The organism is Kouleothrix sp. (assembly GCF_046328425.1).
Classification (GTDB): domain Bacteria; phylum Chloroflexota; class Chloroflexia; order Chloroflexales; family Roseiflexaceae; genus Kouleothrix.
Genome location: NZ_JAXLWP010000006.1, coordinates 40,770 through 54,250, shown reverse-complemented (window position 1 = coordinate 54,250; position 13,481 = coordinate 40,770). Strand labels below are relative to the sequence as shown.

Annotated in this window: 12 protein-coding genes; 4 read left to right on the top strand and 8 right to left on the bottom strand. The window is 64.3% G+C overall.

Annotation, left to right across the window (positions count from 1 at the left end; translation table 11 throughout):
• Positions 1–8 precede the first annotated feature (8 nt).
• From U0177_RS06380 to U0177_RS06350, 7 genes are all read right to left on the bottom strand, one after another.
• Complete coding sequence (locus U0177_RS06380) at positions 9–1,262, bottom strand: vWA domain-containing protein (protein ID WP_409569773.1); 1,254 nt, start codon at positions 1,260–1,262, stop codon at positions 9–11.
• Positions 1,263–1,315: 53 nt separating this feature from the next.
• On the bottom strand, positions 1,316–2,188 hold the full coding sequence (locus U0177_RS06375) for a type II secretion system F family protein (protein WP_409569772.1): 873 nt from the start codon (positions 2,186–2,188) through the stop codon (positions 1,316–1,318).
• 76 nt (positions 2,189–2,264) lie between these two features.
• Positions 2,265–3,233: a type II secretion system F family protein gene (locus U0177_RS06370; RefSeq protein ID WP_409569771.1), complete on the bottom strand. Its 969-nt coding sequence runs from the start codon at positions 3,231–3,233 to the stop codon at positions 2,265–2,267.
• Positions 3,234–3,252: 19 nt separating this feature from the next.
• A complete protein-coding gene (locus U0177_RS06365; protein WP_409569770.1) occupies positions 3,253–4,644 on the bottom strand; it encodes a CpaF family protein in 1,392 nt (463 codons plus the stop codon).
• Positions 4,645–4,702: 58 nt separating this feature from the next.
• Complete coding sequence (locus U0177_RS06360; protein ID WP_409569769.1) at positions 4,703–5,971, bottom strand: AAA family ATPase; 1,269 nt, start codon at positions 5,969–5,971, stop codon at positions 4,703–4,705.
• 47 nt (positions 5,972–6,018) lie between these two features.
• Entirely contained in the window at positions 6,019–6,810 is a 792-nt protein-coding gene (cpaB, locus tag U0177_RS06355) for a Flp pilus assembly protein CpaB (RefSeq protein ID WP_409569768.1), read from the bottom strand.
• Between the two features lie 547 nt (positions 6,811–7,357).
• The gene (locus U0177_RS06350; RefSeq protein WP_409569767.1) at positions 7,358–7,726 is read right to left on the bottom strand and encodes a response regulator; all 369 of its coding nucleotides are present in this window, start codon (positions 7,724–7,726) and stop codon (positions 7,358–7,360) included.
• 211 nt (positions 7,727–7,937) lie between these two features.
• On the opposite strand from U0177_RS06350, the gene U0177_RS06345 reads away from it, so the two are divergent.
• The 4 genes from U0177_RS06345 (at position 7,938) to U0177_RS06330 (ending at position 12,168) form a co-directional block, all read left to right on the top strand.
• Positions 7,938–8,426: a LysM peptidoglycan-binding domain-containing protein gene (locus tag U0177_RS06345; protein WP_409569766.1), complete on the top strand. Its 489-nt coding sequence runs from the start codon at positions 7,938–7,940 to the stop codon at positions 8,424–8,426.
• A gap of 134 nt (positions 8,427–8,560) precedes the next feature.
• Positions 8,561–10,045 (top strand): FAD-binding oxidoreductase, encoded by a 1,485-nt coding sequence (locus U0177_RS06340; protein ID WP_409569765.1) that lies wholly within the window; start codon positions 8,561–8,563, stop codon positions 10,043–10,045.
• A 58-nt stretch (positions 10,046–10,103) separates the two neighbouring features.
• A complete protein-coding gene (locus U0177_RS06335; protein ID WP_409569764.1) occupies positions 10,104–11,399 on the top strand; it encodes an FAD-binding oxidoreductase in 1,296 nt (431 codons plus the stop codon).
• A gap of 64 nt (positions 11,400–11,463) precedes the next feature.
• Positions 11,464–12,168, top strand: coding sequence for a diacylglycerol/polyprenol kinase family protein (locus U0177_RS06330; RefSeq protein WP_409569763.1), 705 nt, complete (start codon positions 11,464–11,466; stop codon positions 12,166–12,168).
• Between the two features lie 143 nt (positions 12,169–12,311).
• Here U0177_RS06330 and U0177_RS06325 read toward each other — a convergent pair whose 3' ends face one another.
• The gene (locus tag U0177_RS06325) at positions 12,312–13,355 is read right to left on the bottom strand and encodes a sensor histidine kinase (RefSeq protein WP_409569762.1); all 1,044 of its coding nucleotides are present in this window, start codon (positions 13,353–13,355) and stop codon (positions 12,312–12,314) included.
• Positions 13,356–13,481: the final 126 nt, after the last annotated feature.

Here is a 13,481-nt window from a genome sequence, read left to right as displayed (position 1 = left end):
AAGCCCGGTCAGGGCGCTAAAGTCGCTACCAGTTTGCCATTCTCCTCGTGCAGCTCGACTGTAGCCGGATGTGCGCCATCCACAGTCACACCGCCGATCGTCAGCGGCGCCGCGCCGGCGATCTCGACGGTATAGCGGCCGGCAGGCAGGTTGGCGCTGCTGCCCAGCTGGCCAGTGTACACCTCGTTGCCAGCCGCGTCGCGCACCCGGTACGTACGCAGCACCGATTGGCGCAGCGCATCAACCAGCTGCTGGGCATCGGCTGCGTCAAAGTAGCGCCCGCCGCCAGCCTGCGCTATCGCGCCAAGCCGCGCCGACGTACGGCTGTCGACATTGAAGCCAATCACGTCGAGTGTAAGGCGGGGGTTGTTCGCGCGCAGCTGCGCTGCCACACGTACCGGGTCGGCACGGCAGGTTTCTTCCCCGTCGGTCACGAGCACCACGCGAACATCACCCGACACCGCCTTGAGATCTTCACCCGCCAGGCTCAGGCTGGCGCCAAGTGGCGTCTGGCCCAAGCGCACCGGGTTTATCGCATTGATATGCGCCGTCATGTTGGCCGGGTCGAGCGGCCCAGGCGGCACCACCAGCTCAATGTCGTTGCAGTCGCCCGAGCGGCGGTGGCCATACGTGCGCAGCCCGACATTAACGCCTTCCGGCATCTGGCCGATCAGGGTTGCCAGCGCGTCGTGAGCAATATCAATACGGCGCCGATTGCCAACCAGCGCGCCCATGCTGCCCGACGCATCAAGGATCAATTCGATGCTGTCGAGCTGTGGCTGCGACTGCTGCGCCGCCAGGCGCACTACCAGCGTGCCGGGGCCAGGCGTCGCGGTAGGCGCTGGCGTACCTGTTGGCGCGGCCGTGCCCGTCGGCGCCGGCACCGGCGTATTTGTCGGGGCGCGGGTGGGCAGCGCCAGCGCCTGCGTCGGCGCGGGGGCGCTCGTTGGCGCTGGGTCGGTTTTGGGCCGGAGCGCCAGCAGGAGCAAGCCCAGGATCAGCAGCACCGGCACCGCAGTGGCAAACCGCGGGCGCAGAAACGTACGGTATTTAGGCGGCAGAATTCCGGGCGGCGCCTCGGATCGCTCAATCTCGATCTTCAACTTGGCATTGGCCAGCAGATCATCGACCTCGGGGAAGGCATTGCTCGTAGCCTGCAGCCGCGAAAAATCCTGAATGGCAGCTTCCCATTCGGCCGCACGGTAGTAAGCTAAGCCGCGCTCGTATAGCTCTTCGGGTTTGAGATTCTGCTCATCGTACATTGCGGTGTCATTCCTGAAATACTATTCGATACGCCGAACTTGCTCGCACGCGCTCACAGGCCGCCGAAAGCCGTCAGCAGCTCGGGCACAGCCGGCCCGAGCAGCACCGCAAAGATCGACGGGAAGATCAAAAACACCAGTGGGATCATCATTTTCACCGGGGCCTGGTTGGCACGCTCCTGCGCGCGCTGGCGGCGCTTCACGCGCAGCTCCTCGGCCTGCACCGTCAGCACCCGTCCAATGCTCACGCCCATGCTCTCGGCCTGGTTCACCGCCGAGACAAAGGTGTTCACATCAAGCACGCCAGTCCGATCGCCAAGCGCCGTCAGCGCCTCGCGGCGCGCCTGGCCCATGCGCATGTCGGCGAGCGCTCGCCCGAACTCCGCCGCAAGCTCGTTATCCCACTTGCTGGTGATCTCTTGCATTGCGCTCTCGAAGCTCAGGCCGGCCTCGTTGGCGATCACCAGCAGGTCGAGGGCGTCGGGAAGCGCATTCACGATCGCCAGCTGGCGCTGCGTAACACGCCGCGAAAGCCAGAAGTCGGGCAGCGCGAACGAGCAAAACGCGAGCAAGCCCAGCATCAGCATGTTAAAAAACGTCGCCGGGTAATGCGTCAGGTAGCCGAAGGCCAACGACATGCCGACCGTCAGCACCATCACCAGGCCCTTGACGCCAATAAACGCCGTTGGCTGAATATTCGAAGGGTTACCGGCCATCACCAGGCGCTGCCGCAAAGCTTGAACGCGAGTTTTCGGCAGCATCCATACGAACAGGCGTGCAGCGCGCTGCGCGGCAGGAAAGATCACCCGTTCGCGAAAGGGCTTCGAAAGCTCAAGCTCCTTCAGCGTCACACTTTGCTCGGGGTCGCCAGTCGAAAGGTACACGTCGAGCCGCCGGCTGAGCTGTTTATCGCGCTGGGTTGCCATCACACCGACAACCACAAAGCCTATGCTCAAGGCGGCCATGACGCTCAGTGCTACTATCATTACCATCGCGCGCGCCTCACACCTTGATATCGACGATCTTGCGAATGACCAAAAAGCCGATCAGCCAGAAGAATATCGCGCCAATCGGGATGCAGAGCGTCCAGCCCGGCAGAAATAGCTTGCTCATGTACTTCGGGTTGATGGTGAAAATAATCAGCGCCAGGCCGATCGGCAGAAAGCCAATGATATAGCTCGACATCCGCTGCATCGATGTGATCACGCGCACATCGCGGCGCAAGCGCGCACGCTCGCGGATGGTATTGCTGATGGTATCGAGTATGGTCGTCAGGTTACCGCCGACCCGTGCGTGGATCTTGATCGCCGTCACCACCAGGTCGAGGTCTTCGCTCTCCATGCGCACCACCAGGTTATCGAGCGCCTGCGGCAGGCTCAAGCCAAGCTGGATCTCCTGCCCGACGCGCGTCAGCTCGCGCTTGGTCGGCTCGGGGGCGTCCTTCGCCACCTGTGCAACCGACTGAAGCAAGCTGAAGCCGCCGCGCATCGAGGCGGCGATCAGCGCCAGTGTTTCGGCCAGCTGGTCGTTGAACGCGCGGTTGCGCAGGGTGCGCCGCCGCCGCAGCCAAAAGATCGGGATGATATAGCCAACCAGCATTGCCGGCGGGATCGCCAGGATCGAGCGCCAGAGCAGCAGCGCGCCGATGGCCAGCAGCAGCGCCACGCCAACCCGCACCAGCAGATACTCCGGCACGGTGAGCGGCAGATCGGCCTGCTGCAGATCTTGCTCGATGCGCTCGGCAAAGCTCTGCTGCTTGATCACGCTGTTGAGCCGCTCGGCCAGCGCCGGCGCCGCAGGCGCTTCTTCCAGCTGTGGCGCGACGCTGCCCGGCTCCAGGTATGTGCTCAGGCGGGTGTCGACGGTGATGTCGCGGCGGAGGATGCGACGCAGGCCGAACAGAAACGTCAGCACCGCCACGCTGCCCAACATTGCCGCGCTATATGGCAAAAGATCGACAATTATACTCATCGCAGCATCCACCTATCGATCAGCGCGCAGCCGGGTTTCCGCCAAAAACCTGCGGGGGCAGCGTGATGTTCAGCTGCTGCAGGCGCTCCATGAAGCGTGGCCGAATACCCGTCGGCATAATCTTGCCAATCACCCGCCCGTCCTGCACGCCCTGGCGCTGGAACAAGAACAGATCCGACATAGTGATGGCTTCGCTGCCAATGCCGGTGATCTCGGAGACATACGTAATCCGGCGCGAGCCATCCTGCATACGCTCGAGCTGCACGATCACATTGATCGCCGAGGCGATCTGCTCGCGGATGGCGCGGATCGGCAGGTCCATGCCGGCCATCATTACCATCGTCTCCATGCGGTGCAGCGCATCGCGTGGGCTGTTGGCGTGCAGCGTGGTCATCGAGCCGTCGTGGCCGGTATTCATGGCCTGGAGCATATCGAGCGACTCGCCCGCGCGGCACTCGCCGACGACGATCCGGTCGGGGCGCATACGCAGGGCATTGACTACCAGATCGCGGATGCTGATCTCGTTGCGCCCCTCGATATTGGCCGGTCGCGACTCGAGCGTCACGACGTGGCGCTGCTGCAGCTGCAGCTCGGCGGCATTCTCGATCGTAATAATCCGCTCGTCTTCGGGGATAAACGACGAAAGCACGTTCAGCAGCGTGGTTTTGCCAGTGCCGGTACCGCCCGAAACAATCACATTCAGCCGGCCGAGCACGCAGGCATACAAGAAATCCATCAGCTCGGTCGAGGCACTGCCGCGCCGCACGAGGTCGGCACCCGAGAGCGGAGTTTTGAAAAATTTACGGATCGTCAGCGATGGGCCATTCAGGCAGAGCGGCGGAATAATCGCGTTGACGCGGCTACCGTCGGGCAGGCGCGCGTCGACCATCGGCATGGTCTCGTCGCAGCGGCGCCCCAGCGGCGAGATAATGCGATCAATAATTCGCCGCACGTGGTCGTCGTCGGCAAAGCGCGTATTGGTTTCTTGGAGCTTGCCGTTGCGCTCGACCCAGATCTGATCGGGGCCATTCACCATGATCTCCGAGATACTCTCGTCGGCGAGGAGCGGCTCCAGCGGGCCAAAGCCGAGCAGCTCGGCCTGCGCCAAGCGCGTGAGCCGCAGCCGCTCGCGGTCGGAGATCACCCGGCCGGTGAGGTCGAGCTGCTCGCCGACGAGCGTCGCGATCCGGCGATGCAGATAATCGGATTCGCGACCGGCGTTGAGCGCTGTCGACTCCGAGAGCAGGCGCGATTGTACTTGCTCGATCAGCTCGCGGTCTTCGCGCGACACAATGCCGCTGGCCAGCGCCGGCTGCGCCTCGGCCGAAGGCTGGCGGGTTTCGGCTGGGGCGCTCGGCTCGGCTGGCGCCGGCTTGGGCTCAGCAGGGCGCGAAAAGCGAATTCGATTCATGGGTCAAGCTCCTTCAATCTGCCACCGCGTTCGCAGGTTCACCGGGTATTGTGGCGCGCTATGCCTCGCGCCGTACAAAGCGGAAGAAGTTGCGCCGGCCCTTGTCTTCGGGCTGCGACATATGCTTCAGCTGGTTTTTGTCGGGCGCCAGCGAGATCGGGTCGATCGCATCGCCGGCGATATGCGCCGCCAGCTTGATCATGCACTGGCCTACCCAGCTCTGCGGGTGCGAGATGACGATCGGCACGCCGCGGTTGATGCTGTGGGTGATCAGGCGGCCCTCGCTGGGAATATTCGCGCCGACCTGATGCCGTAGGTGCTGCTGCACATCTTCGAGCCAGATGTTGTTGACGCTGGGGAAGCGGTTGAGTACCAGAGTGAGCCGGCCGGATATCAGGCCCTGCTGGCGAATAAACTCGAGGAACTGCTTGACGCTCCGCAGCGCCGGCACCTCGGGCGTGGCCACCACCAGCACCTCGTCGGCGCGGCGCAGCAGCGTGCCGGCCACATCGTCGAGGAACGACCAGGTATCGACGACGACATAGCTGTTGCGCTCGAGCAGCCGATCGAGCACCACGTTCAGCTGATCGACCGTGACCTCGCCGGCGCCGTCGGGCGTGGTAGGCGCCAGCAGCACCTGAATGCCCGAGCTATGCTGCTGGAGCACCGGCGCGAGCATGGCATCGTCGATCTCGTCGACCCGTGGCAAGAGATCCTGGATGGTATATTTCGACCAGATATTGAGCTGAACGCCAACATCGCCGAACTGGAAGCTAAAATCGGCCAGCACCACCCGGCCCGCGCCCATCTGGCGCAGCGCCACCGCCAGGTTCGTAGCGATCGTGGTGGTGCCCGAGCCGCCCTTGGGCGAGAACACCACCACCAGCCGGCCCCTAGAGCTCGAGCGGCCCTCGCCCGGGCCAGCCTGAGCGCGGGTGCGGCGATCCTGCTCGGCGGCTACCAGCGAGCGCACGCTCTCGAGCAGCTCGTTGTACTCAAACGCCGCGCGCACCAGCACATCGCGCGCACCGGCGGCCACCAGCCGGCGCAGCGCGGCGACATCGGGCTTCGGCACAATCGCAATGCAGATTGTGGTGGGCATGGTCGTAAAGATCTGGCGCACGCAAGCCTCGGCCTGCTCGAAATCGCGATCGACAATGACCAGTGCCGGATTGGTCTGGCGAACGAGATCCAGACCTGCCTGCACTACGCCGGCACGGTCGACTCGCCCAAAGCTAGCCTCGTTCGACAGCCGCTGGATCCAGTCTTGCTCCAGCCGCTCGGGGGCAGTAATGACGACGATATGGGGTAGTGTGTTACCAATCACGGCAAGGTTCCTTTCTACGAACCCTTGTTGGCCATCGTAGCCACACGCTACTGTTGCGAGAGCAAGTAGCGACGCGAGAACTCCAGTGGATCGATCCACGGCGTGGTGAACGGATCTTTGTCGGCTGGCGAGCGCAGCGCAAAGTCGATCGTGCCACCCGAGTCCTTAGCATATTTCAAGATCACCGCGTCGGAAGGCGTCACGCTGCACAGCAGCGCGGTTGGCGCGCCTTCCTCTTTGTCGTCCTGCTGCTTGACCGAGCGTAAAATTTTGAAAACCTCGATGTTCTGCAGTGTCAGCGCGGTGGCTTTGCCCAGATCTTTATCGGGCTGATCCTGGCCCTTGCCCAGCTCTTTGAGCGGCAGGGTGATATACAGGTCGATATGATCGCCTTCCTGGAGAACATTGCTCTGACTCATAAGATCGATGATTGGAAAAGCAAACAGCACGTAGCCTTTTTTGATCTGCTGGCTGATCGACGAGCCCTGGCCGCCCAGGAACTGCGCGGTCTGAAACGTTTCGCCCTGGCCGACGTGCCGCACCAGCATTTGGTTATCGAGCTTGGTGGTGTCGGTGATTGCCTGTATCGGCACCAGATCGAGCGGAAACTCTTTCATCACATAGTCGTTCGGCGTCAGCGTTGTGCCAGCCTCAAGCGGGCGCGCGGCTACGGCGATCGGCATGGTAGGCGGCGGCGCGTATTTTTCGAGCGCGGCCTGGCGCGACTGCTGCTCGGCGATCACCGCCTGGCGCTGCAGGAAAATGAACACCAGCACCCCGGTGCCTAGCGCAAGCGCAAGGCCCACAACAAAGAAGATCCATCCTCTGCGGCGACTCACAAGCGGGCCTCCTGTCTTCAGCGTACAGACGCAAATACAACCGGCAACCATATCCTGCTGAGGAACACGGTTCCGGCGAAATGACACGCAAGGTCATTTCTCGGTTACGATACTCGTTGATACCTATGCCACTAGCACGTTGGCATCGCGGGTGATATGCTAGCCAGATCCGTATGCCGTGGGATAATGAAGCTCTTGCGTTTTAGTATGCAGCTAGACCGTTCTTTCGCTAATCAGCTCCGAACGCTCTACGAATAGACCGATACACCGTTCAATTTGTTACGTAAGCGTATTGCGAAATGAAAGCAATTACTACGACAATTAGATCATTATGAGCCGAATCTGGCGTCAATTTATGTTATGGAGCGTAGCAGGGGGCGGAGCAGCCTACAAAGCGGGGCGCCTGCCGAAGGGCAATGGGCAGGGGGCGGCCCAAACCAGCGGCGGGGAGGGGAGGGAAAAACAATTCGGGGCGGCAGGCTTCAGCAGCCTGGCAGCCCCGAATTTAGGCGATGAGAGAGGAAATGGCCGGAGAACGGCCGGCGTATCAGAGCAGCATATCGTTGACGAGCTGCACGAACTGATCGACCTCGAACGGCTTTTGGATGATCACCGCGCCATCGGCTTCCATATCGGCGAACCAGGGCTTGCGATTGAGCGCAGTCATGATAAAGATCGGAATGCCGTCGTCCTGCAGCTCTTCTTTGATCAGGTTAAACGCCTCGACACCGTCCATCTGTGGCATCATGATATCCGATACCACCAAGTTCGGCTTGAGCGAGCGAATTTTATCGATGCCCTCCTGGCCGTCGTTGGCAAGAATGACCTGATAGCCTGCCTCGCGCAGCGCGATCTCAAGCACTGTCTGCATAGCAAGATCATCGTCCATGATGAGAATAGTTGGTTTTTGCTCCATGCTCACGACTCTCCCTATGTCGTATAGACCATGGCGTCGGTCTGGGCTATTATACCAGAAGATAGCCTGGCAACTGGCATAATTCAGCCGCAATTATGACAAACTGTTTATCTCACAGCGTAGCGCCGAGCCACCCGACGACGTTTACTACATAAAGCCGCTATTTAGAACATTGTGATTGTTGAGTATAGTTGTCCATAAAGGAGTGCGTATGCAACGAAGAATGATTGTGCTCGTGTGTGTGCTTTTTGGTGTGGTTGCGGCGGCGGCCGGGTACATTGTCACTGGGATGTCGGCGCAAACAGGCCCAGTGATTAGCGCCGGCATTGCGGCGCCGACCAGCCTGCAGGCAACGCCCACGAACCCGACAGCGGCGCCCGCCGCCGAAGCCACCAGTGCGCCCACTGCCGAAGCCACCGCCGAGGCCACCAGCGCGCCCGAGGCCACCGCCGCGCCTCCCGCCGAGGCCACCAGCGCGCCCGAAGCCACTGCCGAAGCCACCGCCGAGGCCACCAGCGCGCCCGCTGCCACTGCCGAGGCCACGGGCGGCTTCGCCGAATACACAGTGCAGCGCGGCGACATACTTCAGGCGATCGCCAAGCAATACGGCGTCACAGTCAAAGACATCATCGCGAACAACCAGATCGCGAACCCCGACAGCCTGCGCGTCGGCCAGGTGTTGCGCATTCCGAAGAAATAAACGAGCCGCACATACCACTTTCGGAGCAGGGGCGGCGCAAGCCGCCCTTTTCGCTGCACGACGCCGACCACGCTTGCCCAAAAACGTGCTACCATAGAGGCTCACATACATCCATTGATCAGCAAGGAGCAGGCATGGATCGCGCTAACCTCGCCGCGGAGCTTAGACGTGTCGTTGGCGCGCGTGCCGTCGTCGACGATGCCGCCGCGCTGATGACCTACGAAGCCGACGGCTGCGTTATGGACTTGCACGCGCCAAACCTGGTGGTGCTGCCGGCCACCACCGAGCAGGTAGCCGACGTGGTTCGGCTGGCACTACGCGCAGGCGTACCGATCGTGCCGCGCGGCGCCGGCACCGGGCTGGCCGGCGGCGCCACGCCTATGCAGGGCGGCGTCGTGATTTCGACTACGCGCATGGACAAGGTGCTCGAGGTCGACACGCGCAACCGGCGCGCGCGCGTGCAGCCCGGCGTGATCAACTGGGAGCTGAGCCAGTTTCTCGCACCGCAAGGCTACCAGTTCGTGCCCGACCCTTCATCGCAAAAAGCCTGTACCGTAGGCGGCAATATTGCCAACAACAGCGGCGGGCCGCACTGCCTCAAGTATGGCACCACCACCGACCATGTGCTGGCGCTGCGGGTGGTGCTGCCCGACGGCAGCGTGATCTGGACTGGCGACGGCCGCGCCGACCGGATCGGCTACGACCTGCAGGGCGTGCTGACGGGCAGCGAGGGTATGTGCGGCGTGATCACCGAGGCGTGGGTGCGGCTGACGCGCCTGCCCGAGGCCCAGCGCGTCGTGCTGGCGCTATTCCCCGACATTCCATCAGCATCGCAGACGGTCTCGACGGTGGTAGCGCGCGGCTTTCTGCCGGCGGCGCTCGAGATGATGGACCAGCTGGCGATCAAGGCTGTGAATGGGATGTACCGGCTGGGCCTGCCCGAGAGCGCTGGTGCGGCGCTGCTGATCGAGCTCGACGGCGTGGCCGACGGCCTAGACGATCTGCTGGCCGAGGTGACGAGCACGTGCCGTGATTTTGGGGCGATCGAGGTACGGCCGGCCAAAACTGCCGAAGAGCAGGCGCAGGTGTGGGCCGCGCGCAAGAACGCATTCGGCGCGATGGGGCGGCTCTCGCCAAGCTACTACCTGGTCGACACGGTTGTGCCGCGCACGCGCCTGCCGGCCACGCTCGCGCGCGTCGGCGAGGTATCGCAGGAGTTTCGCCTGCCGATCGCGAATGTATTCCACGCCGGCGATGGCAACCTGCACCCGCTGATCCTGTTCGACCGGCGCGACAAAAGCCAGCTCGAGCGCGCGCTGCTGGCGGCCACGCAGGTGCTCCACGAGTCGATCAACCAGGGCGGGGTGATCAGCGGCGAGCATGGCATTGGCGTCGAGAAGCGCGACTATATGACCATGCTGTTTTCCACCGACGACCTCGCGGCAATGGCCGGCCTGAAGCAGTGCTTCGACCCCGCTGAATTATTCAACCCAGGCAAGGTGTTTCCGGCCGGGCGCGGCTGCGGCGAGCTGGCGGCGCTGCGGCGCGGCGCGCTCGGCCCGGCCGACGTCTCGGGCGTGCGCGACCAGCGCGACGCGCCAAGCGCGGCATGGCTATGAGCACGGCGGTTGACACGCTAGCGCGACCAAAAGCAATGCAGAAAGAGCTAGGAGTCGTATGAGTGAGCAGCATGCCCTTGCGTCGGCCCTGGCCGCGGTTGTGGGATCAGATTACGTGCTTGGCGACCTAGCTGGCCGCGCGGGCTACGCGGTTCAAGGCGTGGTGCCCGGCTGCGTGGCTGCGCCCGGAAGCCTGGAGGAGCTGGCGGCAGTGCTGCGCATAGCGCACGAGCACGGCGCTGCTGTCGCGCCGTGGGGCGGCGGCACGCACCAGCAGATCGGCAACCCGCCCGGCCGGCTCGGCCTGGTAGTGCGTACGGGCAGACTCAACGCGGTGCTGATGCACGAGCCTGCCGATCTGACGATCTCGGTTGGGGCCGGAATGACGATCGGCGCGCTGCGCGACTACCTCGGGCAGCACCGCCAGATGTTGCCGCTCGACCCGCCGCTGCCGGCGCGCGCCACGATCGGCGGGCTGATCGCCACTGCGGCGGATGGCCCGCGCCGCCTGGGCTACGGCACGCTGCGCGAGCTGCTGATTGGCATCACCGTGGTCGAAGCCGGCGGGCGCGTCTCGCGCGCGGGCGGCATGGTGGTAAAGAACGTCAGCGGCTTCGACATGATGAAGCTGTACCACGGCAGCCTCGGCACGCTGGCGGTCATCGCGTCGGCCAATTTTAAGCTGCTGCCGCTGCCGCGCGCGTCGGCTACGCTGCTGTGCCGGTTCGGGCGGTCGGCAGCGGCGTTCGCGGCGATCGATGCGCTGCAGCGCACACAGCTGACGCCCACAGCCGCCGAGTACCTGAACCGCGGCGCGCTGAGCGCGCTGGAGTTTGGCGGAGAGTGCGCGCTGGCGCTGCGCGCCGAAGGGCTGCCGGCCGCAGTCGAGCGCCACCTGAGCGACCTGCGCACGCTGGCGCTGGCGCACGAGGCGACCGACACAACGCGCCTGGATCACGATCAGGACACCGAGTTCTGGCTACGCGTGGCCGACCTACCGCAGCTAGCCGATCTGGCTGGCGACGAGGCGGTGATCAAGCTGGCGACGCTGCCGGGCGCCACCGAGCAGGCGATCGGCCAGATCGAGGCGCTGGCGGCGCGCAATGGCGGGCAGGCCAGCATCAGCGCGCGGGCGCTCAACGGCGTGATCTACGCGCGGCTGCGCCCGCTGGGCGCCACAACCGAGCGCGCGCTGCTGGCAGCGCTGCCGGGGCTGCAGTGGGTGGCGTGCGCGCTGCAGGGCGTGCCGCGCTGGGGCGAGCAACCGCCCGGGCTCGATCTGATGCGCCGGATCAAGGGCGAGTTCGACCCGGCCGGGCAGATCAACCCTGGCCGCTATGTCGAAGGATTGTAGCCGCTTCGTGCAAAGTGCCGGCCGTATGCCCGCGCTACTTCGCGCCTGAAACACAAAGCAGGGTATGACAACAAACGACGTGATTGGCCTGGCAGCCTCGTACGCCTACGCGATCGGCCTGATCGCGCTGGCCGAAGCGCTGCGCCGCCTGCTGAGCGTGCCGCAAGAGCTGACGCGCAAGCTAGTGCACATCGGCGCCGGCATGTGGGTGTTCGGCGTACTGGCACTCTTCGATCACTGGCAGTGGGGGGTTCTGCCATTCGCGACGTTTATCGGCGGCAACTACCTGTTTTACCGCTACCGCATGTTCGGCTCGATGGACAGCGAGAACAGCACGCCCGGCACGGTGTATTTCGCGCTGGCGATCACGCTGCTGTTCGGGCTGCTGTGGCGCCCGCAGGGGCCGCTAGACCGGGCGCCGATCGCCGTGGCCGGCGCGATGGCCATGACCTGGGGCGACGCGCTGGCCGCGCTGGTTGGCCAGCGCTACGGCTGGCACCGCTACACGGTCGGCCGCAGCACACGCTCATGGGAGGGCTCGGTGGCGATGTTCGCGGCCACGGCCGTGGCGATATGGCTGGTGCTGACGCGGATGCCCGGCTCGGCGCTCAGCCCGCTCGCGGCGACGCCGGGGGCAGGGCGCGCGCTCGCGGCAACGCTGCTGGGAGCCGGCACGGCCACCGCAGCGGAGGCGATATCGCCGCACGGCACCGACAACCTGAGCGTGCCGCTGGTGGCGGCGGGCATGGTGCTACTCGTGCTGGGCTAATACCAACTCCGTTTGATTACTTGTGTTTTTCAGTAAAGCCCGGCTTTGCCGGGCGCCGCACAAGAAGGTGAATGGGGCGGCATCGCCGCCCCCAAACCCCCACCAAAGTGTAAGTTATCAAGCGAATTTGGTATGAGCCATGGCTAAGCTGCCGCAGGCAGCGAGAAGCTGAAGGTGCTGCCCTGGCCCTCGACGCTCTCGAACCAGATCTGGCCGCCGTGCAGTAGCACAATCTGCCGTACGATCGGCAGGCTCAGGCCGCCGTAGCGGCCTTCCTTCAGTGGATTTTCGCCGCGAAAGAATGGCGTGAAGATCTGGGGATGCTCGGCGGCGCGAATACCCACGCCTGTGTCGGCCACGTCGACGCGCACGCCATCCGCGTGCGCCACGGCCCGCAGCGTTACGGCGCCACCGGGGAAAGTGTAGCGCAGGGCGTTTTCGAGCAGCAACAGCACGACCTGGCGCAAGCGCTGGCGGTCGGCCTGGATGAGCGGCAGGCCGCCTGCAAGCTCGACGGCGAAGCTCAGTGGCCGGGCTGCAAACCGGCCAGCAAGCTCGTGCTCGACCTCGTGAATAACCCCGTCGATGCTGATCGGCTCGGGGTAGATCTGCACAAAGCCATTCGTGAGCGCGTAGGCGTCGTAGATCTGCGAGAACAGCTGGCCCTGGTGGTTGGCGTTCTCCTTGATCATGCCGGCGAACTCGCGCTGCTCGTCGTTCAGCGGGCCAAACCAGCCGCGCATCAGCCCCTCGGCCGCGCCGCCGATCGCCTGCAGCGGCACGCGCACATCGTGCAATGCGCGGCAGAGGTAATCGTACTGGCGGCGATGCTCGGCCAGCTCGCTGGCGAGATCGTTCAGCAGGATCAGCTCGCCAACCACCTGCCCGCGATCGTCGTCGCTCAGCAGCGGCTGGCGACGAAACCCCAGCGGCCGCCCGGCGCACTCAAACGCGCCGGCAGCGGCGCCGCCCACCCCGGCGAAGAGCGCGCCGCCGGGCAGCCCGGCGACAGGCCGGTCGAGCACGGTGTCGGCGTCGACCGCCAGCAAGGTGGCAGCGGCAGCATTGATCTGGCGCAGCGTACCGGCGGTATCGACGAGCAGCGCCCCCTCGGCCAGCGCGCGCAGTATCATCGCAGCGCTGGCAAAAGCTCGCTCGCGCTCGGTCTGTGTCGCCGCATCGCGCATAGTCGTCTCCTCGCTAGTCTGCTCGAATCAGAGCACACTCGAACGCGGGCGCTCATGCCCGCGATCGTCCTCCGATCGCCATCATAGCAGAAGCCGGGCGCGCAGGCATAAATTATTGATTACAAT

Excerpts from the sequence above, each read along its gene's own strand:
- U0177_RS06330 (WP_409569763.1), top strand. The coding sequence starts at position 11,464 with ATGACAACAAACGACGTGATTGGCCTGGCAGCCTCGTACGCCTACGCG.
- U0177_RS06325 (WP_409569762.1), bottom strand. The coding sequence starts at position 13,355 with ATGCGCGATGCGGCGACACAGACCGAGCGCGAGCGAGCTTTTGCCAGC.
- U0177_RS06335 (WP_409569764.1), top strand. The coding sequence starts at position 10,104 with ATGAGTGAGCAGCATGCCCTTGCGTCGGCCCTGGCCGCGGTTGTGGGA.
- U0177_RS06375 (WP_409569772.1), bottom strand. The coding sequence starts at position 2,188 with ATGGCAACCCAGCGCGATAAACAGCTCAGCCGGCGGCTCGACGTGTAC.
- U0177_RS06380 (WP_409569773.1), bottom strand. The coding sequence starts at position 1,262 with ATGTACGATGAGCAGAATCTCAAACCCGAAGAGCTATACGAGCGCGGC.
- U0177_RS06350 (WP_409569767.1), bottom strand. The coding sequence starts at position 7,726 with ATGGAGCAAAAACCAACTATTCTCATCATGGACGATGATCTTGCTATG.
- U0177_RS06340 (WP_409569765.1), top strand. The coding sequence starts at position 8,561 with ATGGATCGCGCTAACCTCGCCGCGGAGCTTAGACGTGTCGTTGGCGCG.
- U0177_RS06345 (WP_409569766.1), top strand. The coding sequence starts at position 7,938 with ATGCAACGAAGAATGATTGTGCTCGTGTGTGTGCTTTTTGGTGTGGTT.
- U0177_RS06370 (WP_409569771.1), bottom strand. The coding sequence starts at position 3,233 with ATGAGTATAATTGTCGATCTTTTGCCATATAGCGCGGCAATGTTGGGC.
- U0177_RS06365 (WP_409569770.1), bottom strand. The coding sequence starts at position 4,644 with ATGAATCGAATTCGCTTTTCGCGCCCTGCTGAGCCCAAGCCGGCGCCA.